This is a genomic window from Rhodococcus sp. OK302 (assembly GCF_002245895.1).
GTDB lineage: Bacteria > Actinomycetota > Actinomycetes > Mycobacteriales > Mycobacteriaceae > Rhodococcus_F.
Map to the genome: position 1 here is coordinate 3,426,804 of NZ_NPJZ01000001.1, position 26,288 is coordinate 3,453,091.

Below are 26,288 nucleotides of genomic sequence, written 5' to 3' on the forward strand. Positions count from 1 at the left end.
GAGCGTGGAAGACGTGAGTGCAGCACCCATCAGGGTCGGGGTTCTGGGAGCCAAGGGCAAGGTCGGCCAGGCGATCTGCGCAGCAGTGGAAGCCGCTGCAGATCTCGAACTGGTCGCGCAGGTCGATACCGGCGATCGCATCGAAACGTTTGTCGACACCCGCACTCAGGTCGTGGTCGATTTCACGCATCCTGACGTCGTAATGGGAAATCTCGAGTTTCTTGTAGCCAACAGGATTCATGCTGTCGTCGGCACCACCGGATTTGACGACACCCGTCTGGCCACAGTTCAGTCCTGGCTCGACGCGCAGCCCGCTACCGGTGTGCTGATCGCTCCCAACTTCGCGATCGGCGCTGTGCTGATGATGCGCTTCTCAGCTGCTGCTGCGCGGTTCTTCGACTCAGTCGAGGTCATCGAACTGCATCACCCCAACAAAGCTGACGCTCCTTCCGGTACTGCGTTCCGGACCGCCGCGATGATCGCCGCGGCCCGCGCCGAAGCCGGAGTCGGCGCCAGCCCCGATGCCACGACCGTCGAACTCGAAGGTGCCCGCGGCGCCGACGTCGACGGCGTTCGCGTGCATTCGGTACGTATGGCCGGCATGGTCGCGCATCAGGAAGTGATCCTGGGTACGCAGGGCGAGACGCTCACCATCCGCCACGATTCCATCGACCGAAACTCGTTTGCCCCGGGCGTCCTGCTCGGTGTTCGTCAGATCGCGTCCCACCCGGGTCTGACGGTCGGTATCGATTCATTCCTGGACCTGTGAGTACTACATCGATGAGCAGCAAATCAGTGAACAACAAGACCACTCGCACGCTCATCCTGATCACAGCGATCTGCATTGCTCTGGCCGTGTATTTTGTGCTGCTCGGTCAACGAGGAATCACCCTGATTCAGCAGGGTGGTGTTGTACCCATCGGCCTGGGTATCGGCGTCATGATCCTGCCGTTCCTGGGACTGTGGCTGGTGATTTCAACGTTGCGCGCCGGTTTCACCCATCAGCGTCTGGCTCAGCAGATTGTCGACGAAGGCTTGGCCGTCGACGCGTCGACGCTCCCGAAGTTGCCTTCGGGTCGTATCGAGCGCGCCGCTGCCGACGAGTTGTTCGCCAAGGTCAAGGTCGATTGGGAAGCTGATCCCGACAACTGGAAGCAGAACTTCCGCCTTGCTCGCGCCTACGACTTTGCCGGTGACCGCAGCCGCGCCCGCGAAACCATGCGTCGCGCAGTGGAATTGGAACGCCGCGAGCGCGGTAAGTAGCTGAACTACTCCGGAATCGTGTAAGGCGAAGCGGGATCCGGAGTAGTGGGGTCGAACGGTGGCGGGTTGTCCGGGTCGAAGCTCGACGGCGGCACCGAACAGGTCGCCCCCACCTCGGGGTATGTAGAGGGGTTGAGTCGCAACGCCGAGATGAAGTGGTCGATCCGAGGATCGTCTGATTTATCGAGCTTCAACTGATGGCCCCACGACTGCAATGAGATCGGGGAGTCGAGCGTCGGATACGGGGACATCAGTGTGTAGCCGACTCCGCTGACGCGCTGCCCGAGTCGCTCGACGTCCTGATCCGACACCAAGTCCGGGTTGTAGGTAATCCACACGGCACCGTGTTCGAGTGAGTGAACAGCATTCTCGGTTCGGATCGCTTTGGGGTAGACAATTCCCGTGCACTTTGCCCATACCGAATCGTGCTGACCACCGAACGGTGGTGAATATGTGTAGGCCACACGCTCATTGGGACCGACATGAAGCGCCGCCGGGTATTCGACAAACGTGACTCCGTCGATGGTTTCCGAAGGATCGGAGTTCTCGCGGCTCGGCACAAGCGGATCCGGAACCGGCGTTCCCTGGATCGGCTGCGCGCAACCAGTCATGCCGACTACTGCAGCTACAGCGACGATTGCCCGAATTCGTGTGTTCACTCCGCGATGATAGCGGCAGTCAGGAGCCGGTCGAACCGGTCGATCCCAGCGAACCGAGTGATCCTGAGCCTGCACCCGATTGGGCGATCTCGGTTGCTCCTTGCAGGATTCGCAGTGGCGGCATCGGTCCTCCGCGGGTTTCGGAACCACTGATCAGATCGCCGTCGTCGTTGAACGTGATTGCCTCACCCTGCGGTTCGTTGGGAAGGGGAACTCGGATTGCTCTGGTGGTCAACGCTTTCACGACGTCGCCGTCCGGGGCCAGATATAGATACACATCCGTATAGGTGCGCAGTGCGACTACTGTTCCGTCCTTGCTGACCGCGCCGCCGGTGACGGCCATCGTTCCAGCGCCGGTGACTGGCCCACCCGGTGTGAGGGTCGGGGTGAACTGAAGGTGCCCCACTTTGCTCAGCGGTGTGGGTGCCGATGTACCGAGGTTGTGAACGCTGGTCCGGTCGGCGGGCGTGTACACGTAACTCGCGCCGAAGTAGTCCTTGGTCACGATGACCGGCAATCCGTCGTTCTGGATCAGCAGGGCCTCGGCGTCGTGGGCTCCGTCGGGATAAGCCAACGGGTGAGTGGTGGATGTTCCAGTGTCGGGATCGAATCCGATCAGTGAAATTGACGAGCGCACCTTGTTGTTGTCCCCGATGTCGGCAAGCCACAGGGCACCGTCGGCGGTTGAATCCAGATCCTCGACGTCGACAGTCGGGGCACCCACGGGCATCCATCGAGTGACCTGGCAGTTCGTGTCGAGTTCGGCGATCTGGTCGTCCGCACCGCTATCGCCGATTGCGTACATTCGAGCATCCGACACAGCCAAGCCGGAGAGTTCGGTCAGTCCCGGATCGGTGGGCGTGCAGAGGACGTCGAAACTCGTGGTGGCCGCTTGCGCCGTCGCGGTGAGACCTCCCAGGGCGATCGTCATTGCGGATGCAACGGCAACAGTCGTCACGGTGCGGACTGTTCGTCGTTTCGATGTCACTGCGTGTTCCTCCGTTGGGGAAGTCGATTGTTGCCGCTGTGAGAGGCAACGGTGTCGGACGAGATGCAGTGTCAGACTAATTGTGCAAACGGGACTTAGGCGGAGAATGCCGGACAAAGGTAAGGGGACAGCGGTTTTCTCAGACGGTTACTGTCGCTCGGTGCGATGCGACAGTTGCAAGGATCTCACCCGATCGGATTGCGATGTTGGACAGCAGCGACGACGTGAGCCCATGTGAGTGCTCAGTGCCACCTTGGAGAAATATCGAACCGCCGCACTCCTCGTTGGTGATCAATCGATAGTCGCGGGTAACCGAAGGCCCGTTCTTGTCGAAATCGTCTCTGTTGCAGAGTGGTCCGAGGATGGATGGTAGGTCCATGGGCTTGAAACCTGTCGCATAGATGACGGCGTCATTGCGGAAAGTCTCGGTGAGTCCGGTCGGGCGGTGCTCGACAGTGACGTCTACTCCGCCGGCGTCTTCGTGAATCGCGGAGATGGACGAAGCCCCGTGGACAAACAGGCGTCGCGGGCCTTGTACGCGCTCGGCATACTCCAGTGCGTACAGCTCTTCGATCAGTGGCAGGTCGACCGCCGAATAGTTGGTTCCGCGATGATATTTGAGTAGTTGATCCCGAATGTCCGGTGACGACGAGTAGAAATCGTCGACAGCGACGGGGTCGAATATGCGGTTGGCATAGGGACTGTCGTCGGACGGGCTGTACCCGTACTTCCCGAACACGGCGTGCACCTCGGCCTGCGGATACGTCGAATGGAGATACCGCGCCACTTCGGCAGCGCTCTGTCCCGCGCCGACGACAACAAAGGAGTTGTTCCGAATCGGCGGTAGTTCTGCCAGATCGAACAAGAGATTGTGGTTGTGGAACTGGCGGTTGGTGGGGGAGACGCCGTCGGGCAACGTGGCCGTCAGCCCGCCCGCCATGACGATGTTGCGGGCTCTGAGCGTTCCTTCGGCCTGGCCGTTGGTCGTGACCTCGAAATAGTCACCAGCGCTGATGATCTCGACTACCCGAGTGCCGTAGTCGACTGCTGCGTCGACGGTGGCGGCTGCCCACTCCAGGTACTTGTGAAATTCGATCCGCGTGGGAAAGAACGTCTGGTAGTTCACGAAGTGACTCAGTCGCTCGTGCTCTGCCAAGAAGTTGAGAAACGTGAACCGACTGGTGGTGTTGCGTTGTGTGGCAAGGTCCTTCAGGAAGGAAACCTGCATGGTTGTGTCAGGAATCAACATTCCGGGATGCCAGCCGAATGTCGGCTTCGATTCGACGAACCGAGCTGAAATATGGTCCTCGGAATCCCGCGCCTCGTTGTACTCGCGAATAGCGATAGCGAGGCCCAGATTCGACGGACCGAATCCGACGCCGATCACATCGATGACGTCGTCATCGTGCGGTGTCGAGTTCTGGTGATTCACAGTGTCACGGAAATGCATGATTTCCTCCTGATGTTTCGTGGAAAAGTCAGTGAACCGTATTGTCCACCAAAGAAAATGAGATTTCGCGCGTGATGAGCGTCAGACGGCGATCGAACTCAAAGTATCAAAATTCGGCCACTCTGTGTTGGCTACGTGTCGAGATCGCTTTCGGTAACTCCGAATGCGGTGAGAACGGTTCGGAACTTCGTGCGGGTCTCGCGTAATTCGGCTTCGGGGTCGGACGACGCCACAATTCCTCCGCCCGCGTACGCACGAGCAGACATGCCGTCAGCGGCGATCTCGGCACATCGGATGGCCACCATCCACTCGCCGTCGCCGGTTCGGTCGCACCAGCCGATCGCGCCCGCATAGAACCCACGATCGGCTTCGGTCGCTGTGATGTGGTCGCGGGCGACCTCGGTCGGTGTCCCGCAGATTGCCGGAGTGGGATGCAATGCCAGCGCGAGTTCCAGCGCTGTCAGATTCGGATCGGCCAGGACTCCCTCGATTTTGGTCCCGAGGTGCCAGAGTTGTGGTGTGCGAAGCAGTTCCGGAGTGTTCGGTGCGGAGTACGACCGGCACAGCGGTCCGAGAATCGCACTGATCGAATCGACCACAAAAGCATGCTCCGTCAAGTCTTTCGCGGATGCCACCAGTTCGCGGGCGTTCGTCTCATCCTGCTGCGGATCAGGGTGGCGCGCAATCGAACCGGCGAGCGGGTGACACGTTACGACATTTCCGCGTCGTTCGATCAGGACTTCGGGCGTCGAACCGACCAAAGATCGTCCGCGATATTTTCCGCCGGCCGGGGAGAGGTCAACGCAAAATCCGTTATGCGATTGATCGAGTGCGATCAATCGGCTTGCCAGTGCGGTGGGTGAGATCGGTGATTCCGTCTCGATTCTCAGCGAACGTGCGAGAACCACTTTGTGTAGTTCGCCGGCCCGCAGGCGTGTGATCGCGCTGCGAATGCGGTCGGTGTGCGCGCCGGGTTTCGGTTCGAGATCTGTTACCCGGGCGGGAGGAAGATTGAGCGGTTGATCGTGATGTAGGTCACCCCGAACTCGGGTGAAGCTCAGCGGTGCGATGAGTGCGCAGGGGGTCGTCGGGGCGAACGGAATAGCGCCCACAACCGAGTCGATGCGCCCGGTTTTGAGGGCTTCGGTGGCATCGAAAGCCGAGTCGAATTCCTCGACGACGCCTGACGTTCGTACCGACGTTTGCCTACGTGAGAGCAAGAAAACCGAATCCGTACCGGTGTCAGATCGGTTGGTGTGCAACGGGTATTCGTCGACTTCGGCGACTGCGAACATGGACACCTTTCCAGGTTGATCGAGACACTTACTGTGTTGAGGCTAGCCTTAGTTGGCCGAAAATTGTGTTGCAGGTTTTGATGTTGTGTACTTGCGTACCAATGTGGTTAGGCTGTCCAAAGTCGCTGCGGTTGTGTGAGGTCGAAATGAGGTTGATACGACCCGCGCCGAGCGTGTCGATCACTACTTCGAGGAGATCAATGAGCAGCACCGTAGACCGCGACCGGATCGTGCGCGACGTCGCCGAGGTCCTGTCGATGAGGGCAGAACAACTCGGCGGCGACGCGGATCTCGGGGATGAAGGACTGGACTCGGTCCGACTCATGACGCTCGTCGAACGCTGGCGGGCCGACGGGGCGGATGCAGATTTTGCGGAGTTGGCGGAAGAGCAGACGATCAATGCCTGGGCAACGGTTCTGTGCCCCCAGTGAGTTCGCGCGCTAGGGTTGCCGTTGTCACGGGCGCCGCCGCAGGTATCGGCGCCGCGGTAGCTCGGATACTGGCCTCGGACGGGTATTCTCTGGCACTGCTCGATCGTGACGGTGTTGAACTCGGCAGTGTTGCCGCTGAATTGGATGCAACGTTCGACGGTGAGATCGTCACTTACGTCGTCGATGTGACTGATCGTGACGGTGTCGACACGGCGATCGAATCGGTCGTCGAACGATTCGGAACAATCGATGCTCTGGCGCACGTGGCCGGGGTACTCGATACGGGCTCGGTACTCGACTCGGATCCGACATTGTGGCGCAACATCTTCGACGTCAATGTCTTCGGATTGCTCAACGTCCTGCAGAGCGTCGGACGAGAGATGCGCACGCGTCGGTCGGGTTCGATAGTCGTCGTCTCGTCCAACGCTGCGGGGGTTCCCCGAATCGGTATGGGTGCCTATGGATCTTCCAAAGCGGCCGCAACAATGCTGGTCCGTACTGCCGGACTCGAACTGGCCGGCGACGGAATCAGGGTCAACGTCGTAGCCCCGGGGTCCACAGACACCGCCATGCAGCGTTCACTCTGGGTCGATCCTTCGGACGCTGCGGGTGCCGAGGCCGTGATCGAAGGTAACCTCGCTGCGTATCGCCTGGGAATTCCCTTGGGCAAGCTTGCAACTGCAGCTGATATTGCCGACTCCGTGCACTTCTTGTTGTCCGATCGGGCAGCGCACATCACCATGCAGGCGCTGTACGTAGACGGCGGCGCCACGCTCAAAGCTTGAGAAACATCCGTCGAATCTTCGAAGAGGAGTCTCCGCATGACTACGAGGATCGCCCGCGAGCCCTTGGCTCCGGTAGCGCAGTATCCGCCCGAGTTGGTGAAACACTATCGTGAGCAGGGCTATTGGACGGACGATACGCTCGCCGGGTTTTTGACCGCCTCATCTGCACGCTTTCGCGACAACGAAGCCGTTGTCGGCCGTGACGGGGACGGCGTCGATGTACGCCTGACCTATTCCGACCTCGACCAGCGAAGCTCTGCGGTCGCGAGCGGTTTGTCAGCACTGGGAATTGGGCCCGGTGACCGGGTCCTGCTGCAATTGCCGAACATCGTTGAGTACACCGAGGCGCTGTTTGCCGTGCTGAAGTTGGGTGCACTACCGGTCTTCGGGCTGCCCGCGCATCGGCGTACGGAGATCGGATACTTCTGCGAGTTCGCTGATGTCGCTGCGTATATCGTCGCTGATCGGCACGGTGGGTTCGACTACCGAAAGCTGGCTCGTGATGTGATCGAGACGCTCGAAGTGCCTCCCATCGTGATCGTTGCCGGTGAGGCCGAAGAGTTTGTCAGCTTCGGCTCGTTGAGGGAAAACGATGCGCTGGTACCGGCGTCCGTGGATCCACTCTCGGTTGCGTTTCTTCAGCTTTCCGGCGGCACGACGGGTGTCTCGAAGCTGATTCCGCGAACTCATGCTGACTACCTGTATTCGGTACGAGCGTCCAACCCCATCTGTGGTGTCGACGAGTCGACACGCATGTTGGTGGTTCTTCCGGCAGCACACAATTTTCCGATGAGTTCGCCCGGAATTCTGGGCGTACTTCACGCCGGCGGCACAATTGTCTTTGCCCCGGACGCCATGCCGTCCAACGCTTTCCGGCTGATTGAACAAGAACACGTTACTCATGCGTCTCTGGTACCGCCCATTGCGTTGGCCTGGATGGCAGCTCCCGGCAGGTTGGATCATGACCTGTCGAGTCTGCGGGTTCTGGGCGTCGGAGGCGCGAAGTTCAGTGCGGAAGCCGCAGCTCGGGTCCGCACGGAACTGGGGTGCACGCTGCAGCAGGTGTTCGGAATGGCTGAAGGTTTGGTCAACTACACGCGGCTGGATGACAGTGATGAGCTGATCGTCGGTACTCAGGGCCGACCAATCTCGCCCGATGACGAGGTGCGGGTTGTCGACGACGCCGGTGACTCTGTCGGACCCGGAACCACGGGACACCTTCTGACTCGGGGGCCGTACACAATTCGCGGGTACTACCGCGCGGATGCACACAACTCCGAGGCATTTGATGCGGAAGGTTTTTACCGCACCGGTGATCTCGTCAGTGTTACTGAGACCGGGCATCTGATTGTCGAGGGTCGCGCAAAAGACCAGATCAATCGCGGCGGCGAAAAAGTAGCAGCCGAGGAAATCGAAAACCACCTGCTCTCACATCCGGCGGTTCACGATGCAGCCGTCGTCGCCGTTCCCGACGAATTTCTGGGGGAGCGGACTTGCGCGGTGCTGGTTATCGCCGGTGAAGCGCCCAGCGTCGGTGACATCAAGCGATATATTCGTGCGCGAGGCGTTGCGGCATACAAGGTTCCGGACCGCGTGGAATTCGTGACGGAGTTCCCGGTTACCGGAGTCGGTAAAACCAGCAAGGCGGCGCTGCGCCGCGCAATCAGTGAATCGATAGCCGCTCAGCTGTCCTGAGTTGTTCGATTCCACCTGACATCTCGAGGAGAATCTCATGGCTTTACCCACTGCAGTCCGATACTCGATGCCCACCGAGTTTCCCGAAAATCGCGTCGACTGGATTCTTGATCCGACGCGCGCTGTGCTGCTTCTGCACGATATGCAGGAGTACTTCGTGGGCGCCTACGACCGGACGGCTGACCCACTGCGGACGGTGGTGCCGAACATCGATCGTTTGCGCTCCGAGGCTCGCGCGGCCGGAATCCCCATTGTCTACACCGCGCAGCCAGGCGATCAGGATCCTGAGGAACGCGCGCTGTTGTCGGATTTCTGGGGACCAGGATTGAAGGCAGACCCCGCGCACACCGATGTGATCTCCGAACTGGCACCGCACCCCGAAGACGTGATGCTCACGAAGTGGCGATACAGCGCGTTCATCAAGACGGACCTTCGGGAGCGGCTGAGCGAGAGTGGCCGTGACCAACTGATCATCACTGGCATCTACGCGCACATCGGTTGTCTGACTACCGCTTTGGACGGATTTATGCAGGATGTTCAAATCTTCTTCGTCGGAGATGCGGTGGCGGACTTTTCGTTGGAAGAGCACGTTGGGGCTCTCGAATACGCCGCGGGGCGCTGCGCTTCGGTCACCAGTACCGACGATCTGGTCAAGGCAATGAGCGCTGAGACCGTCCCGGCTTGAGCGAGAACGGCGACGGGCACTGCGCTTCGCCGTATTCTCGTGAGCGTGAAGACATTGTTGGTGGTTCACCATTCGCCCTCGCCGGCCACGCACGAACTGCTTGATGCCGTGCTGGCAGGCGCTCACGACCCCGAGATCGAGGGCGTCGAGGTGAAGGTGATTCCGGCATTGGCCGCGACGGTGCCGGACGTCCTGGCTGCTGACGGCTACATCTTCGGAACTACTGCGAATTTCGGGTACATGTCCGGAGCCTTGAAGTATTTTTTCGACACCACCTACTACCAATGTCTCGGCGCGGTTGCGGATCGGCCCTACGGGTTGTGGGTACATGGCAACAACGACACGGCGGGTGCCGTGTCGTCGGTGCGCAAACTTGCCACTGGGATGGGTTTGGTGGCGGTGGCCGACGCGCTCGAAGTGATTGCGCCGGTCGATAAGTCGATCCGGGAACAGTGCTATGAGTTGGGCGGAACGGTTGCTGCAAATCTGATGTAGTTCCTAGCTCGAATCCGAGGCGAGAACCGCTATGGTTCGGTCCGAAGCCCACGTCGAGTGGGCCATCCTGAAACCGAGTCGGCGAGTTAGGTCGGGGTAGGTCTTGCAGAGTGATGTGTATGCCGGTTTCATGTTCGTCGAGTAGACGAGCTTGGAAACGAGGAGGAGTTCGAACGCTGCGGTTTCGATCCAGTCGACGTCCTTCGTGTATCCGGCGACTGCGCGCGCGCCGGTGTCGCGGCAGAACTTAGTCAGGACAGAATCGGGAGCTGCGAGGACGCTGCAGGAGCCGAAGTACAGCACCTTTCCTTCGCATCGACCATCAAACATGTCGGCGAGTTCGTCGAGAGACAGTGTTTCGTCGCCGATGTAAAGATATTCGGCGCTTCCGTGGAATCCGAGATAGCCGAAGTCGTATCCGCGGAGTCGCGTGCCCAGCCATCTGTTCAGGTAGTACCGAAGTTCGGCTTTCGTAGCGACATCTCGATGGACTAAACGTATGTCGTCGCGGGCCTCCAGGAGCCGCAGTGCGGGCTCGATGCTCAACGTGCTTTCGATCGTGTCGTCCCATTCACCCTCGAGGCAGAAAACTCCGGGCGGCTTTTTCGCGGTCATAGGTTTGATATCTGAGGGAACGTCTTTGCGTTACAAGCGATCCAGTTCCGCGGAGTGGGACGGCAGATGTTGTGATCCCCAATTTCAATCAGCTTTAGTTTAGGCTAACCAAAATAAGGTAAGGCCATCCTTGGATGGCGTGTGTTCAAAGATGAGGGGATCAGTGTGAGTGTTCTTCCAGGTTCGAACTCCAGCGTGCCGAGCAACGATTCGTTTGCTCTCACAGGGGCTCAACTCGGGATCTGGAACGCACAGAGACTCGATCCCGAATCTCGGAGCTATCTCGTCGGTGAAGTGCTCGAGATTTCCGGCGACGACGAGATCGACACCGCACTACTGACGGACGCCATCAAGGCCACCATCGGCGAAGCCGAAACCATGCGCCTGCGGATGATCGAGACCGAAGACGGTCCGCGTCAGATCATTTCCGACGCCCCGCTCGGCGACATTCCGATCACAGATCTGCGCGACGAGCGCGATCCGATCTCGGTTGCCAATGCACTGGTGGACGCGGAGCGCAGTCGAGCATCCGAATACTGCCGATTCATGGTGGACCGCCCGCTGTACACGTACTCGCTGATCAGGCTCTCCGATCGTGAGGTCTGGTGCATCCAGCTCTACCACCATCTGATTGTCGACGGATACAGCGCAGCAATGATCTCGCGCCGCGTTGCGGCTCACTACACAGCGTTGAAGCGCGGAACCGAAATTGCGCCAACACGATTCGGATCGATTGCCCAGTTGGTTGAAGAGGACGAGCACTACCGCGCGGGCGAGCAGTTCACCCGAGACCGTGACTACTGGCGCGATGTCCTGACACCATTGCCGGCGCTGGACGGACGGGGCCAGCAGGTCACGGGGCCTGCAGAACGAACTATCCAAGTTCGCGAGGTCATCAGCGCGAAGACGCTCACTGGTCTCAAAGCGGCAGCCGACGCGACGGGGACAACCTGGGCCGAGGCTCTCATCGCTTGTTATGGCGCATTCCTGCATCGACTGCTCGGTGAGACGGATGTCGTCATCGCGATGCCGCTCATGGCCCGCGTCGGACGCACGGCCCTGCGGACTCCCGCAATGGCGGTCAATGTCCTGCCCTTGCGTCTGACGGTCCGCAGTCATGACCGACTCGGTGACCTGAGCAAGCAGGTAGCGGAGTCGATGAAAAGCCTGCGCGCGCATCAGCGTTACCGCGGCGAGAACCTGGCTCGCGATCTCGGTGTTGCCGGCACCGGCGCGCTACTGCACGGAATCGGCATCAATCTCAAGGCTTTCGACTTCGCCTTGGACTTCGCGGGCGCCGTGGGGGTTCTGCGCAACGTAGCCGGTGGACCGCCCGAGGATCTCGGTTTGACCGTGACACCGATTGCCGACGGTGAAGTTCTTCTCGGATTTGAGGTTGATGCCCGTACCAATACCCGTGATTCAGTGACGCGGCGCCTCGCAGGCTTTGTCAGCATCATCAATGCAATGGTGGGGGAGGGCGATCCCGCCGTCGGTCACGTGGATATGGTGCCCGCGCTCGAAGGCGCGGGGCTTCTTGCTGATCGCGAGTCCGCCCGAATCGAGGGTTCCGCAGCCCTGGTTCCTGATGTTTTCGATCGAGTTGTCGCCGACCATTCCGACGACGCCGTCTTTGTTTGCGGCGAGGAGCGACTGACCGCTGCAGAACTCGGCGCACGCGTACATCGACTGGCGCGCGCATTGCGTGCACGACGTGTCGGTCCGGATGACATTGTCGGAATAGCACTTCCGCGCACATCTGACATGATCGTCGCCCTACTCGCGACCTTCGATGCCGGTGCTGCGTACGTGGCGCTCGACCCCCAGCACCCAGCCGAGCGACTGCGCGATCTGATCGATGACGCGCAGCCGAAGGTTGTGCTCACGACAGGCGCTTTGGCGGGGCACCTCGTTGGAGATTCCCGGCCGATTCCGGTTGCCGTGGATTCCGAGGAAGTGCGCAGCGAACTTGCGGGCTACTCCGATGTGCCGTTGGCCCCAGCGGAACTCGCGGCAGCGCGCAATCCTGATCATCTTGCCTACGTCATCTACACGTCCGGATCTACGGGAAAGCCCAAGGGTGTTCTGGTGCCGAGCGGCGGACTCGCGCATCTGTTGCACCATCACAGCGCGACGATCTTTCGCGACACGGCTGCCCGCGTCGGCAACCGCCAACTGCACACGGCGCACACAGCGTCCTTTGCCTTCGATGCCTCTCTCGACCAGCTGCTGTGGCTGCTGTGTGGTCACCGAGTTCACGTGTATGACGAGGAACTCCAGAAGGATGCAGCCGCGCTGGTTTCTGCGTTTGCACGTGACCGGATTGATGTAGTTGACACAACCCCGTCGATGGCCGCAGCGTTGGTCGACAACGGATTGCTGACCGGGCCACAGCGTTTGGCGCTGTTGGTAGTCGGCGGCGAAGCTGCGCCGCCGGCGCTGTGGGGCGCGATCATCGAAGCGGGCGTGCCGGCGCAAAACCTGTACGGGCCTACGGAAGCTACGGTCGACGCCATTGCGACGGCCGTCGAGGGTGAGCGCCCCCGAATCGGTTACCCACTGGCGGGAACTCGCGCCTACCTCCTGGACAGTGCTCTGAAGCCGGTTGCCGACGGCGAGCGAGGCGAGCTCTACCTGGCCGGACCGCAGCTGGCCCGGGGATACCTCGGCCGGGCTGCTGCGACGACCGAACGATTTGTTGCCGACCCCTTCGGAGCCCCGGGCGACCGCATGTACCGCGCGGGTGACGTGGCACGTTGGGTTCCGGGTCGCGGATACGAGTTCATCGGTCGTAGTGACGAGCAGGTGAAAATCCGTGGCCATCGCGTCGAATTGAGTGAAGTCGAAGCAGTTCTCGGCTCAGTGCCGGGCGTCGGAGCTGCGGCTGCACTGATTCGGACCGAGGGCGGACGCCCGACCTTGGTCGGCTATGTCGTCCCCGCTGCCGGGGTGGCCCTGCCGCCGCAAGAAGAACTGCGCCGGACTCTCGCCAGTCGGGTTCCGGATCATCTGGTTCCTTCTGCACTCGTAGTTCTGGACGAACTTCCGGTGACGGTCAACGGCAAGCTCGACCGTGCGGCGATGCCGGCGCCGGTCGCCGAATCCGAAGGTCGGGCTGCCACCACACCACGCGAGCTGATCCTGTGTGATGTTGTTGCCGAGGTCCTGGGACGGGATCGCGTCGGTACCGACGAGGATTTCTTCGGACTCGGTGGCGACAGCATCACGGCCATCAGCATCAGCAGTCGCTTGCGTGTGCGCGGATTGATCATCGCGCCGAAAGAACTTCTTGCTCAACGTGATCTGGGAACCATTGCGGCGGGCGCGCGTGATGTCGCGGATGACAAGACATCCATCGTCGCAGTAGTCGACGTGGCTACTGGATCCGTGGTTGCGCCGCCGATCGTCCGAGCCCTGACCGACAAGAATCTCACTGACGAATCCATCGCGGGATATGCCCAGTGGACTGCGGTGCGCATCGACGAGGTGCTGACCCGAGACGACGTGCAGTCCGGAGTACAGACGATCCTCGATCGACACGACGCCCTACGGCTATTGCTGCGCCGCGGAACCGGTAACAGCGCAACCGAGTTGATCGTTCGCGAGTCGGGCGCCGTGCGAGCGGACGGGCTCGTCACAGAAATCTCCGGAAGTACGGATGCCGAACAGATCCGTCGAACTGCCGAAGCGGCTGCGAATGAACTTGATCCGCGAGCGGGCAATCTACTCCGGGTCGTTGTGGTGCGGACCGAATCAGATCAACCCGATCAGTTGATCGTGGTTGCGCACCACCTCATCGTCGACGGGGTTTCCTGGCGGATCCTGCTTCCCGATCTTCACGAAGCGACTGACGCTGCACGCGAACGCAGGCCGGCGAAGCTGGGAATCGTGGGAAGTTCATGGCGTCGATACGCGGGGCTACTGGCGGAGTTCGGCACTACGGGCAGTCTGCGATCCGAACTCGACTACTGGACTTCGGCGTCCGCATCCATCGATGACGCGCCGATCGGCGAACGTCGTCTCGACCCTGCCGTCGACGTGGTCGATACCGCGTCGCGGACGACGACTGTCGCGTCCGTCGCGGTCACAGAAGCATTGTTGACGACGCTCCCCGCGGCCTACCGGGCACGGGCCGACGAGATACTTCTCGCCGGGCTGATGCTGGCGCTGCGTTCCTGGCAGCACAGCCGCGGACAGGTATTGGGTGACTCGCAGAGCGTGACCGTCGAAGGCCACGGCCGCGACCCGCTTACCAGCGAGAGCGACTTCGCCGGAACAATCGGATGGTTCACCAGCGAATTCCCGATTCGAGTTCCTACCGGTGCAATCTCAAGCGCGGCCCAACTCGTCGACGCACTCAGTGGCGGTTCGGCCGCTGGGCATCTACTTCGTGGAGTCAAGGAATCCAAGCGAGCAGTTCCCGGCGGCGGGGTCGGCTACGGAGTGCTGCGTTATCTGGATCCCGTTGCTGCACCCGAGCTTTCCGAATCGGGTACTCCCGAGCTATTGCTCAACTACCTCGGACGCTTCCCTTCTTTGCCCGGAACCGGATGGCGACTGCCCGAGCGCGACGCGTTCTCGGTGGTCGAGCCGCCGACGAAGGTGATGTCGGAAGTGCTGGCGCTCAACGCATTTGTCCGCGAAGACGGTGCCCCCCAGTTGGCTGTCGAATGGACCGCGGCCAGCAGTGTGCTCGACGCCGTGACCATTGCGCAATTGCAGGCACATTGGGATCAGGCGCTGGCCGCGCTGACCGCCCACGCTGCTCTCTTCTCCGGCGGATTGACGCCGTCGGACTGCTCGGCAGAGTGGGTCGATCAGGACGGCATCAACGAACTCGAGTTGATCCATGGTCCGCTCGCGGATCTACTTCCGCTGTCCCCACTCCAGGAAGGGCTGCTGTTCCACGCAGTTCGAGATGGCGCTGCAGATGTCTACACCCTGACTGCGCGTTTCGATCTGAGCGGGCCGCTGGACGAAGCACGGTTGGCTGACGCATTCGAGACCGTGATCGACCGGCACCCGAACCTCCGCGCCGCCTTCCATTACGAGCAGTTTGCCCGCCCGGTACAGGCGATTCCGCGTGCCGCGAAGGTCGCTTGGGGCTCCGTGGACTTGACGTCCGTGCCGGCGGCTGCAGCACTTCGTTCGGCGGATCGACTCGAGAGCGAGGCCGCCGAGCACGTCTTCGACGTCAGCCGGCCGCCGCTGTTGCGTGCCCTTCTGATTCGCCTGCCCGGCGACGTGCATCGGCTGATTCTCAATGCACACCACCTGCTCACCGACGGTTGGTCAACTCCGATTGTCTTGCGTGAGTTGATGAACGTGTATCACGACGGCGACGCACATCTGCCGACGCCGACCCCGTACCGCGATTACCTGGCGTGGATTGCCGACCGTGATCAAGAGGTTCAGCAGTCGGCGTGGAGTGAGCGATTGCGTGGCCTGACTTCCCCGACACTCGTAGCCGGCGACAAGCCGGCCCGTGGAGTGCCGGTGAGTGTTCCGGTGCCGCTGTCGACGTCTGATGAGCAAGCGTTGATCGACCTCGGACGCAAACGCGGGTTGACCATCAACACGCTGGTCCAAGGGGTCTGGGCCGCAGTACTGGCTGAGGTGACGGGGCAGTGGGACGTCGTTTTCGGCGCTACCGTGTCCGGTCGCCCTGCCGATCTGTCCGGTGTGGAAGGGATGGTCGGGCTCTTCAGCAACACGATTCCGGCCCGCCTGCACATAACGGCGGACGAGCCACTTCTGGATCAATTCGCCGGGCTCCAGAGCGCACAGTTCGACATTCAAGACGTGGAGCACACGAGTCTGGCCGAGATCGAACGTATCGCCGACATCGGGCAGTTGTTCGACACCTTGCTGATCTTCGAAAACTTCCCGAACTCCGGTGCGGGTCAGCCTGATTCGCACACGCTGCGCGTCGACGGATTTGCGAATCATGGTGTTACGCACTATCCGATGACCCTGATGGCGCCGCCGAGTACGGGACTGGACCTCGTGCTGTACCACGATCCTGCGGCCGTTCCCGGCGTGATGGCCCAGCGCATCGTCACCAGGATCGGTCAGATCCTCGCTGGGCTACTGACCGAGCCGATGACGCCGGCGTCCGAGGTTCTGACGGTCGTTCGGACGGATCAACCCATTGCAGTTACGCCGGCATCGATCGCTACCCCGGCAATCGCATCAGCTGACGTGGACCCTGTGGTCGTCGAGGCAGTGTGTCATTGTGCGGCAACAGTGTTGGAACTTACCAGCGTGAATCCGGACGATAATTTCTTTGCTCTCGGCGGGCATTCACTGACTGCGATGCGATTGGTGGGCAGTCTCCGTAAGCTGGGAATCCGCGTCGTCGTCTCCGATGTCTTCGATACTCCGACACCGACCGGACTCGCTGCTGCAGCACAGATCGATTACTCGAAGTTCGCGGTCAAGGGAGTCGTAACAACGTCTGTCTCGGTCGTGGATGAGCTGGAGCCGGTACGTCTTGCTGCCGCTCCGGGCGATCCCGCTCACGAGCGGTACTGGGTAAAGGCTCTCGCAGGTTTGCCGCTCGAGTTGGACCTTCCGTCTGACCGACCACGAGGTACGGCGTACCGCGCACACACGTACTTCCGGCAATTGAGCAGTGGGATCGACTACGAGACGGTGCTGATAGCTGCCGTTGCAACCACTCTCAGCGCATTCGGTGGCGGCCGCGATATCGCAGTCGGTCTCGTCGAGAACAACACCGAGAACGTCATCCGGGTAAATCTGAACGATCGGCCAACCTTCGGTGAGGTCGTGACCCGGGTCGAGGATGCAGTTTCGGGAGCGTTGGCGCATGGCGACGTGACCCTCGATCGTATTGCGGATCTTCTGGACCGGCCTCGCGCAAGTTTGTTCGCCGCCCGCGTCGGTCATCTGGCCGAAGACCCCGTCGACCTCGAATTTGTCTGTACCGGAACCGAACTTCGGCTGACGGTCAATGCCGAGTTGTTCGACGCCGTCACCGCGGATGCAGTGCTCGACGGCGTGAAGTCGGTGCTTGGAGCGGGCGCCGATGTTGTCGTCTCGGGCGTGCGCTTCTCGGAGGGTGAACCGCATCGGGATCCACCACGCCGTGAGGTTGCGCCGGCGGGAATTTCGCTGTTGTTTGCACGGCAGGTTCAGCGAACCCCCGACGCACCTGCAGTTGTTTCCGGCAGTTCTACGCTCACCTATCGGGAGCTGTCCGCCCGAGTGGACGATGTGGCACGAGAACTCGTCGCTGCCAGTGCCGGACCCGAAAAGGTCGTGGCGGTCGCGTTGGACCGGACTGCGGATCTGGTGGCTGGATTGCTGGCAGTTCTGCGCATCGGAGCGGTCTATCTGCCCCTCGATGTCGACTACCCGGCCGAGCGCCTCGAGTTCATGATCGAGGACGCGGCACCGGTGTGTGTTCTCACGAGTACCGATGTCGCCGGACAACTTCCACACGCTGCGCCGGCGATGGTTCTGGTAGACGGTGAACTCGCCGCGACCGGCGTTGTACTTCCCGCACCACGACCCGCTGGTGAACACCTCGCCTACGTCATTCACACCTCAGGGTCGACCGGTCGACCCAAGGGCGTGATGGTCTCGACGGCAAACCTCGCGGCATTCACGGACACCGTCATAGAAGATCGCTGGATCAGGCCGGGTGATCGCATTGTTGCTGTGACGACGGTGTCGTTCGACATTGCAGCGTTGGAGTTGCTGTGTCCCCTCGCTGCCGGCGCAACTATCGTTCTTGCCCATCGCCGCACGGTCCGAGATCCGGATGCGTTGCTGGAGTTGATTACCGCCAGCGGGGCGACAGTCATGCAGGCAACACCGTCGCTGTGGCGAGTGGTCACGGAGCATGAAAATGCCCAGCAACTCGGTCAGGTCCGTGCGTTGGTGGGCGGAGAAGCGCTCCCGCAGGATCTGGCTGACAACCTCGTGCAGTTCAGCTCTGCAGTGCGAAACGTGTACGGGCCCACCGAAGCTACCGTGTGGGCGACGTCGGCAGTGCTGGCACTCGGTGATCGGGTCACAATCGGGCGACCGTGGACCGATGTGCATGCTCGAATTTTGGACGACGATCTACGCGAGGTTCCGGAAGGTGTGGCCGGCGAACTGTATCTGGGTGGTACCCAGGTTGTGCGCGGATACCTGAATCGACCCGATCTCACGGTCGCGCGGTTCGTGGCTGATCCGAGTGTGCCGGGCGCACGCCTCTATCGCACGGGTGACCTTGTACGACGACGCCAGGGAGTGCTCCACTTCCTGCGCCGCGCAGATGATCAGGTGAAGGTTCGCGGTTTCCGCATCGAACTCGGCGAGGTCGAAGGTGCGCTGAATGCGGTGAAGGGCGTGTCCCGCGCCGCGGCCACCGTCCGGGTGGACGCTGCAGGAACGGGCAGTCTGCACGGATACGTGGTGCCCGGCGGAGGCTCGGTCCTCGATTCGGTGCTGGTTCGCAAGGAAATTGCGCTGCTCCTTCCTGAACACATGGTGCCGCAGACGATCACGGTTCTGAACTCACTTCCGTTGACGCTGAACGGAAAGGTCGACCGCAAAGCACTGCCGGAAACTGCGCCGGATCAGATCCGCCGCCCGTTGGTGACAGTGGACGTCGATCGTCGGGCAAGACTCGATTCCCTCAGTCCGGACTGGCAGGACGTCTTGCCTCTGGGACCCTTGCAGGAGGGCATGTACTTCCAATCGGTACTCGACGGAGCACATGGTACCGACGCTTATCACATGCAGCCACGGTTCGAGTTCTCTCCGGACGCCGCGGTAGATGCGTCAGCACTGCGCGCAGCAGGCGATGCACTGTTGCGGCGCTACCCCAATCTGCGTGCAGGATTCACGCACGCCGGTTTCGATGCGCCGGTCCAGTTTGTTCCGCGAGCTGCCGCGATGCCGTTCCGAGAAGTGGACCTCACCGGTGTTGCCGCTGATGAATTGGAATCTGTGGTCCAGACTTTGGACGAGGCAGAGTTCGGCACACTCTTCGATTTGAGTGCTCCGCCGCTTATTCGGATGGTCCTGGTGTGGCTACCGGGTGGGGGAGCACATCTCGTCTTCACACAGCATCACCTGCTGACCGATGGCTGGTCACAGACGTTGATGTATGCGGAACTGTTTGCACTGTACGAGTTTGCTCGTTCGCAGGGCACCGATCCGGTTCGCCTGGATGTAGCGTTGGAAGAACCCGCCGATTTCCGTGACCACTTGCGATGGCTCGCAGAAACAGATCGCACGGAGGAGTTGTCGGCGTGGAAGAACTATCTGGCCGATCTCGAGCAGCCGACGCTCCTGGGCGGTACCGGTACCGGTGTCGGCGGAAGCGCGCCGCTGCCGGTATTCAGCCGAGTTCTGTTGGAACCGAGCACTACCCAGGCTGTTTGTGATCTTGCCCGTCGTAGCGGCGTGACACTGTCCACCGTTGTCTCCGCTGCGTGGGGCTTGGCGTTGCGCGCGGTGACCGGCCGCGACGACGTCGTCTTCGGTTCGACGGTGTCCGGACGCTCACCGGACGTGGACGGCGCCGATCGGATGGTGGGGTTGGCGCTCAACACCATTCCGGTGCGCGTTCAGGTACGGCCGGGGGAAACGATTCCGAATCTGCTCGGTCGCCTGTTCCGGGAACAAGGTTCCATGCTCGAACATCACCATCTCGGTCTCGGCGACGTTCAGCGCGCCGCAGGCTTTGCGACGCTTTTCGACACGCTCTACGTCTTCCGCAATACCCCGCGTGATGAACAAGGGCGTCGGAACACGTTCGAGCGCAGCGGGATTGTGGGTTTCGACGCGGTGGACGGTACGCACTACGCGCTGACCTTGGATGTGGACCCGGGAGTCGCTGATGCCTCGATGTCGCTCGTTCTGGAAAACCGGCCCGATCTGGTTCCCGCTTCCATCGCGGAGGACCTGCTTGCCCGCACCGTCGCGATCCTCCAACTGATCGCAGGGTCGGACGCTGTCACGGTGGCGGACACGACTGTTCCGCGTGCGAACACTCCGGTCGAATTTGCGCCACTTCGTGCCCGGATGCCACTTCCCGGTGAGCCCAGCGGCAGCGTCGACGCACTACTGCGCGAGCGAGCCCGGGCGACACCGGACGAGACCGCGCTGGTCTTCGGTGACGTCACACTGAGTGCCGCAGCGATGAACACTCGTGTCGATCGGCTGGCCCGGATCCTGGCGTCGAGAGGTGCCGGGCCGTCCAGCGTTGTGGCGCTAGCTCTTCCGCGTACTGCAGACCATGTTGTCGCGATCTTTGCCGTCATGCGAACCGGAGCCGCGTACCTTCCGCTGGACCTGGCGCATCCGCCGGCGCGGTTGCGGGAGTTGATGGAGGACAGCACCGCCGCGTTGGTGATCACTACCGGTGAGCAGCGTGACGTAGTCGCCCCGGACGGACGTCCGTGCGTGGTCATCGACGCGCCGGATGTTGCTGATGTGCTCGACGGGCGGGCCGAAGCGCCTGTTGTTTCCGCGGCAGCAGTTGGTGGACCGACGACGGCGGATCAACCCGCCTACGTCATCTACACCTCCGGCAGTACCGGCAAGCCCAAGGGCGTTGTAGTGGGCCATCGAGGCTTGACCACGATGTACCACAATCACAAGGCCGAAATCTTCACTCCCACTGAGAAGAAGGCAGGACGTCTGTGCATTGCGCATACGGTGTCGTTCTCGTTCGACATGTCCTGGGAAGAGCTGTTCTGGCTGCTCGCCGGCCATGAAGTTCACGTGATCGACGAGCAGGCCCGCCTTGATCCGGGGTCGCTGGTCAAGCACTACCGAAAGGTCGGCATCGACGTGGTGAACGTGACGCCGTCGTATGCACGGGAATTGATGGCAGCAGGTCTTCTCGACGGTGAGCGGACACCCGCCCTGGTCATGCTCGGAGGAGAAGCCGTGCCCGCGGAATTGTGGTCACGATTGCGTGATCAGGACGGCGTCGACGGCTACGACCTGTACGGACCGACCGAGTTCACGATCAATGCGATGGGGTCGCCGGTGCAGGGGAGTGTCACGCCGTGCCTCGGACGACCTGTCCGCAATGCTTGTGCACGAGTGCTTGATTCGGGTCTTCGTGAAGTTCCCGTCGGCGCAGTGGGCGAGCTCTATATGTCCGGCGACGGCACGGCGATGGGATACCTCCATCGAACGGCGCTGACATCTTCGGTGTTTGTTGCCGATCCGCACGCACCCGGCGGGCGCATGTATCGAACGGGCGACATGGTTCTGCGACGCCGGGACGGTGAACTCGAATACCGGGGCCGCGCAGACCATCAGGTGAAGATCCGCGGGATTCGAATCGAGTTGGGTGAAGTGGAGGCCGCGCTCGCTGCGTGCCCCGGCGTGCTTCGCACAGCGGCAACGGTCCGCAGCGAGAACGGTGCGCCTCCACGTCTGATCGGATATGTGATTCCCGAAGATGGTTGTGCGCCTGGTGATCTCCGGCCGTACCTGCGTGAACGTATACCGGCGCATCTAGTTCCGTCCGACATCGTCACGGTGGACACGATCCCGTTGACCCCGAACGGAAAACTGGACCGGGCAGCATTGCCGGCGCCCCCGCCGCGCGCGGCCGCACGGGCGCCGCGCACAGACGCCGAAAGGCAACTGTGCCAGGTCTTTGCGCGCGTTCTCGACGTCGAAACCGTGAATCCGGAGGAGAGTTTCTTCGATCTCGGCGGCGATTCGCTACGGGCCATGCACTTGGTGGGCGAGGTGGAACACGACCTCTCGATCACCGTCGGCGTCGGGACCCTGATGGCTCATCCGACAGTTGCCGAACTTGCGACACACCTTGCCTTGTCGAAGCACACAGACCACACAGTTGGAAACACAATGGGAGATAACAAATGAAGTCCACACCACCGCTCGCGACACGGAGTAGGCGACGTCCCGCCGCTATCGCGGGACTGATGATCGTCGCACTCATGGCGATGGTCGGGTGCAGCAGTGCGTCATCGGACGAACCTGCCAAGGCAGACGAGCCCACGACGCGCGTAGTCCAGACCGACAAGGGTGCCGTCACAGTGCCGGCTTCGGCCGAGCGCATCGTGGTCCTCAGCGGCGGACTCGCCGGCTACCTCTACGCTCTCGACGCTCCGGTGGTTGCCACCGATACCCGCGTCCTCGGGGTGACCAACCTCGAGGGTGGATTCCCGCCGGCCTGGTCGGATGCAGCCAAGAAGCAGGGCACCACGGAACTTCCCGCTGGTGAGCAGCTCAGCGTCGAGGCCGTTGCCGCCGCCAACCCTGACCTGATTATCGGTGGTGGACAGGGTGTTACTTCTGTTCAGGCCGAGGAACTTTACGACAAGCTCACCGCTATCGCACCAACGGTTCTGGTCCCGCGGACCGTAGCCGCCTGGGACAAGCAGCTCGAAATCGTCGCCGACGCAGCGGGCCGTTCCGATCAGGTTCCCGCCCTCATGGCCGCCTACGACGCGAAGGTGAAAGACGTCAAGGGCAAGATCAAGGTTCCGGCCGGCAACGTCGTCTACATCCTCTCGCTTGCCAACAACAAGCCGTACCTCGTGCCGCCGACGGCAGCCCTGCCCGCAATGCTCAGCGAGCTCGGGTTTGTCGCCGACGACGTCATGACCAAGGCCGGTAACCCGCAGCTCTTCGGTTCGGGTGACTCGTTCGAGGTCAGCCCGGAACTGCTGTCGCAGGTTGCCGACGCACCGGTGGCGTTTGTCATTCCGGTGTCCGGACGTCCGATGGCAGAACTTGCCACCGATCCGCTGTACTCACAGTTGCCGTCCTTCAAGGCCGGTACGACGTTCGAGCTCCCCGCCACCAGCTACCGTCCTGACTACGACGGCGCAATGGCAACTCTCGATCTGATCGGTCAGACCTTCGGATGACCCGACTCGGTGGGCTGGTGATCGATGTTTCACCATTGCGGACCAGCCGTCCCTTCCGGTACGCCTTTTCCGCGCGATTGATCTCGCTGCTCGGGATCGGGCTGCTCGTCGTAGCCGTTCCTGCGCAGACGTACCAGCTCACCAGGTCAACCTTGCAGGTTGCCGGAGTTTCCACCGCGATGGCTATCGCGATGTTCTTCGGCAGCCTGTTCGGCGGTGTGCTCGCCGATCGATACGATCGCCGACGCACCATCCAATTGGCCCGCAGTGCTGCGGGTCTCGGATTCATCATTCTCGGATGCAACGCACTACTGCCACATCCGTCGATGTGGGTCATCTATGTCGCAGCGGCGATCGATGGATTGGCCGGCGGTGTCAGTAGTTCGGCCTTGATGGCCTTGATGCCGACGTTGTTGCTACGCAACAAGATGGCGGCAGCCGGCGCGCTCGTGGCGCTGACCACCGATATCGGGACGATGGTCGCGCCGGCTGTTGCCGGCGTGATCATCGCGGCTGGCGGAATTCCCATTACGTACTTTGTAGCCGCAGCGGCCACTGCCGGAACTGTCACATTGTTCCAGGCAGTCGGCCCGGCTCCGGCTCCGGGAACTGATCACGAGAGCCCCATTCGGGCTCTCGTGACCGGGGTGAAGTTTGCGGGTAGCCATTCCGTCATTCGTGGGATCCTGATCAGCGGGCTCCTGGTCATGTTTGTCAGTGGGCCGATGGTGCTACTTCCAGCTTTTGTCGATCAGGTGCTCGGCGGCGGGCCCACGATGCTGGGTCTGCTCTACGCAGCGCCGGCAGTGGGCGCCGTTATCGGGTCGTTGACGAGCGGATGGACCGGACGTGTTCAGCGCAACGGTGCAGCCATGCTGATATCGGTAGCCTTCATGCCGCTCGGGCTGGTAGTCCTCGGGGCGTCGGGTGCTGTGGTTCTCGCATTCCTCGGCCTGGCAGGCTTCGGACTCGGACGAGCGCTCAACGACATTTTGAGATTTGCGGTACTCCAACAGAACACACCCGACGAACTTCGTGGCCGGGTGTCGAGTCTGTGGATGGTGCAGGCCGTCACGGGCACTGCCATCGGATCTATGGCAGCCGGATTCCTCGGACAGTGGCTGGAACCGGGAACTGCACTGTTGGCCTTGGGTATTGCCGGTTCGGCTCTCGGACTGGTGCTGCTCGGGACGCTCGGTTCGGTACGTCGAGCAACGTCGGAAGTTGTCGAGATGGATCTTCGTGAAAGCCCGGTGCCGGTAGGCACGACACAGCAAGACAAGGAAGGCAGTTCATGAACCGAGGAGACCACCTAACGACCATCGCCGAAGTTCGGGCCGGCGCCAGCAGCGCAAAGGTGCCGTACCCCATCGGTATTCGCGAACTCGAAGTTGTCCGCAGCACTATGGTCGGTTCCGGGTTGCTGCGCCTGACGCTGGCCGGTCCGGAGTTGGCGGGCTTCGAATCGCATGCCCCCGACGAGCACGTACGGCTGGTGTATCCGGATGCCGACGGCACCGTACGGTTGCCGGAGCGTGATGGCAGCGGCCTGAAGTGGCCTCGCCCACTTCCCATTTCACGTGAATACACCGTGCGGAGATACGACGCCGAACTGGGGGAGTTGGACCTCGACTTCGCGCTCCACTCCGGCGGGTTCGCCTCCGATTGGGCGATTGCGGCGACTCCCGGAATCCGGGTTCACGTGGCGGGTCCGCCTGGTGGCGTCGTAGTTCCGTGGACATACGACAGGTATCTGCTGGCCGGGGACATCACCGCATTGCCGGCGATTGCTCGTTGGTTGGAGATGCTTCCGGAAGCCGCCGCAGGATGGGTGTTTATCGAGGTCACTGATGCGTCGCAGCAGATCGAACTGGCCGCTCCCGAGGGCGTCGAGGTTCGATGGTTGCACCGCGGCGACGTTCCGGCTGGGCATTCCGACCTGCTCGAGCGCGCAGTTCGAACGGTGTCCGTGCCGGAAGGCGAGCGGGTCTACGCCTGGGTGTCGGGTGAGGCCACCAGCCTCAAGCCGATCCGACGGTTCGTACGCGACGAGCTCGGCTTGAACGCCGGTGACCACCTGATCACCGGCTACTGGAAGCGTGGAGTTGCTGACTTCGACGAGGACGACGACGAGCCCATACCTTCCGCCTCGATCGGCCCAGTATCGTTGCCGGACTCGCATATTCCGATGCAGGACCAGGCGAAGTCGACTGCTATCGGGAAGTGATCGGACAGCGGCATGCTGGCCTCGGTGGCAAATTCGGTGTGGGCGTTGCGATATCCGGTCGCCCCGAGGGCCACGTGATCGCCACTACGGTAGAAGACTTTGTCCACGGTTTCGCAGATCCACCCCGTCTCGCAGGCCGTTTGCCGCGGCGAACTCGGCGATGGAGTCGCCGGCTCGGGTGTACCGACTATTGGTGTCTCCCATGACGACAACGGCGTTGCCGGCGGACCGCGCGGCGATGAAGCGGGTGAGTTGGTCCAGGTTGGCGGACCGGGCCGTCATGTCACGGGTTTCAGATCCGGCATCGGTGTGCAGGTTGTAGACGTCGATGATTACGTCGTCTGCCGGGTGAATCCGGGTGAACGTGAAGCCTTTGGGCGTCAGGCAGTCACCGCTGCCGATTCAGCAAGTCTCCCAGCTCACACGTGTCGGACCTTCGAGCGGGAACATGGACAAGGTGTTCAGGCCGCTGCCGAACCCGGCCCCTCCGCTGGTCGGTATTCGGTACTGATGATTGGCCGCGGCGTACAGCTAGGCGTGGTAGTTGAAATCCTCCTGCACGTTCACCACGTCGTAGGGCGCCAACCTCGCCCCGATGCTGGTGGTGCTCGACGGCCGGTCCGTCCTGGCGCTCGACAGTACTGCCGGCAGGCCGGCGATGTTGTAGGTCAGTGCCCGGAAGGTGCCCGACTCGGCAGCGGTGTCCGCGGCAATCGCGTCGTGCGGCGCCGGGACGTCGGCATCCGCGGTTGCGGGAACACCCACCACTGACCACAGGAGAAGGACCGTCATCCACCGGAGTCGCTGTCCACTCCGTGA

Annotated in this window: 18 protein-coding genes; 11 read left to right on the forward strand and 7 right to left on the reverse strand. The window is 61.7% G+C overall.

Translation table 11 applies throughout. The features are described 5' to 3' along the window. Positions 1-13 precede the first annotated feature (13 nt). Positions 14-769, forward strand: coding sequence for a 4-hydroxy-tetrahydrodipicolinate reductase (dapB, locus tag BDB13_RS15620; protein WP_441347198.1), 756 nt, complete (start codon positions 14-16; stop codon positions 767-769). 11 nt (positions 770-780) lie between these two features. Next, positions 781-1,263 carry a hypothetical protein gene (locus tag BDB13_RS15625; protein ID WP_094272446.1) on the forward strand — a complete coding sequence of 161 codons (483 nt, stop codon included), beginning with the start codon at positions 781-783 and terminating at the stop codon, positions 1,261-1,263. A 5-nt stretch (positions 1,264-1,268) separates the two neighbouring features. Here the strand turns inward: BDB13_RS15625 and BDB13_RS15630 are convergent, their stop codons facing one another. The 4 genes from BDB13_RS15630 to BDB13_RS15645 all read right to left on the reverse strand — a co-directional run bounded on the left by BDB13_RS15630 (position 1,269) and on the right by BDB13_RS15645 (position 5,655). Continuing rightward, on the reverse strand, positions 1,269-1,874 hold the full coding sequence (locus BDB13_RS15630) for a DUF3105 domain-containing protein (RefSeq protein ID WP_094274946.1): 606 nt from the start codon (positions 1,872-1,874) through the stop codon (positions 1,269-1,271). Positions 1,875-1,941: 67 nt separating this feature from the next. Next, the gene (locus tag BDB13_RS15635) at positions 1,942-2,910 is read right to left on the reverse strand and encodes a hypothetical protein (protein ID WP_254922828.1); all 969 of its coding nucleotides are present in this window, start codon (positions 2,908-2,910) and stop codon (positions 1,942-1,944) included. Between the two features lie 139 nt (positions 2,911-3,049). Next, positions 3,050-4,360 (reverse strand): lysine N(6)-hydroxylase/L-ornithine N(5)-oxygenase family protein, encoded by a 1,311-nt coding sequence (locus tag BDB13_RS15640; RefSeq protein ID WP_094272447.1) that lies wholly within the window; start codon positions 4,358-4,360, stop codon positions 3,050-3,052. Between the two features lie 131 nt (positions 4,361-4,491). Then, positions 4,492-5,655: an isochorismate synthase gene (locus BDB13_RS15645; RefSeq protein ID WP_094272448.1), complete on the reverse strand. Its 1,164-nt coding sequence runs from the start codon at positions 5,653-5,655 to the stop codon at positions 4,492-4,494. Positions 5,656-5,855: 200 nt separating this feature from the next. Between BDB13_RS15645 and BDB13_RS15655 the strand changes: the two genes are divergently transcribed. Genes BDB13_RS15655 through BDB13_RS15675 form a run of 5 tightly spaced genes read left to right on the forward strand, consistent with a single transcriptional unit; the run spans position 5,856 to position 9,746 of the window. Beyond that, on the forward strand, positions 5,856-6,086 hold the full coding sequence (locus BDB13_RS15655; protein ID WP_094272450.1) for a phosphopantetheine-binding protein: 231 nt from the start codon (positions 5,856-5,858) through the stop codon (positions 6,084-6,086). Next, a complete protein-coding gene (locus tag BDB13_RS15660; protein WP_094272451.1) occupies positions 6,074-6,871 on the forward strand; it encodes an SDR family NAD(P)-dependent oxidoreductase in 798 nt (265 codons plus the stop codon). Before BDB13_RS15655 ends, BDB13_RS15660 begins: the two co-directional genes overlap by 13 nt. Positions 6,872-6,907: 36 nt before the next feature. After that, complete coding sequence (locus BDB13_RS15665; RefSeq protein ID WP_094272452.1) at positions 6,908-8,566, forward strand: (2,3-dihydroxybenzoyl)adenylate synthase; 1,659 nt, start codon at positions 6,908-6,910, stop codon at positions 8,564-8,566. A gap of 37 nt (positions 8,567-8,603) precedes the next feature. Further along, positions 8,604-9,251, forward strand: a complete 648-nt coding sequence (locus BDB13_RS15670) for an isochorismatase family protein (protein ID WP_094272453.1) — start codon at positions 8,604-8,606, stop codon at positions 9,249-9,251. Between the two features lie 45 nt (positions 9,252-9,296). Beyond that, positions 9,297-9,746 (forward strand): flavodoxin family protein, encoded by a 450-nt coding sequence (locus BDB13_RS15675; RefSeq protein WP_094272454.1) that lies wholly within the window; start codon positions 9,297-9,299, stop codon positions 9,744-9,746. A gap of 3 nt (positions 9,747-9,749) precedes the next feature. Here BDB13_RS15675 and BDB13_RS15680 read toward each other — a convergent pair whose 3' ends face one another. After that, the gene (locus BDB13_RS15680; RefSeq protein ID WP_094272455.1) at positions 9,750-10,361 is read right to left on the reverse strand and encodes a DUF6642 family protein; all 612 of its coding nucleotides are present in this window, start codon (positions 10,359-10,361) and stop codon (positions 9,750-9,752) included. Positions 10,362-10,502: 141 nt separating this feature from the next. Here BDB13_RS15680 and BDB13_RS15685 point away from each other — a divergent pair, with 141 nt between their 5' ends. From BDB13_RS15685 to BDB13_RS15700, 4 genes are read left to right on the forward strand one after another with little or no spacing between them, the layout of a single operon-like run. Further along, positions 10,503-22,232, forward strand: a complete 11,730-nt coding sequence (locus BDB13_RS15685; protein ID WP_441347199.1) for an amino acid adenylation domain-containing protein — start codon at positions 10,503-10,505, stop codon at positions 22,230-22,232. After that, complete coding sequence (locus BDB13_RS15690) at positions 22,229-23,242, forward strand: ABC transporter substrate-binding protein (protein WP_094272456.1); 1,014 nt, start codon at positions 22,229-22,231, stop codon at positions 23,240-23,242. Before BDB13_RS15685 ends, BDB13_RS15690 begins: the two co-directional genes overlap by 4 nt. Next, on the forward strand, positions 23,239-24,540 hold the full coding sequence (gene entS, locus BDB13_RS15695) for an enterobactin transporter EntS (protein WP_094272457.1): 1,302 nt from the start codon (positions 23,239-23,241) through the stop codon (positions 24,538-24,540). Before BDB13_RS15690 ends, entS begins: the two co-directional genes overlap by 4 nt. Further along, the gene (locus BDB13_RS15700) at positions 24,537-25,469 is read left to right on the forward strand and encodes a siderophore-interacting protein (RefSeq protein ID WP_094272458.1); all 933 of its coding nucleotides are present in this window, start codon (positions 24,537-24,539) and stop codon (positions 25,467-25,469) included. Before entS ends, BDB13_RS15700 begins: the two co-directional genes overlap by 4 nt. An 84-nt stretch (positions 25,470-25,553) precedes the next feature. On the opposite strand, the gene BDB13_RS33815 is transcribed toward BDB13_RS15700, so the two are convergent. After that, a complete protein-coding gene (locus tag BDB13_RS33815; protein ID WP_441347236.1) occupies positions 25,554-25,871 on the reverse strand; it encodes an endonuclease/exonuclease/phosphatase family protein in 318 nt (105 codons plus the stop codon). A 129-nt stretch (positions 25,872-26,000) separates the two neighbouring features. Continuing rightward, positions 26,001-26,261: a hypothetical protein gene (locus BDB13_RS32095; RefSeq protein ID WP_176459588.1), complete on the reverse strand. Its 261-nt coding sequence runs from the start codon at positions 26,259-26,261 to the stop codon at positions 26,001-26,003. Positions 26,262-26,288: the final 27 nt, after the last annotated feature.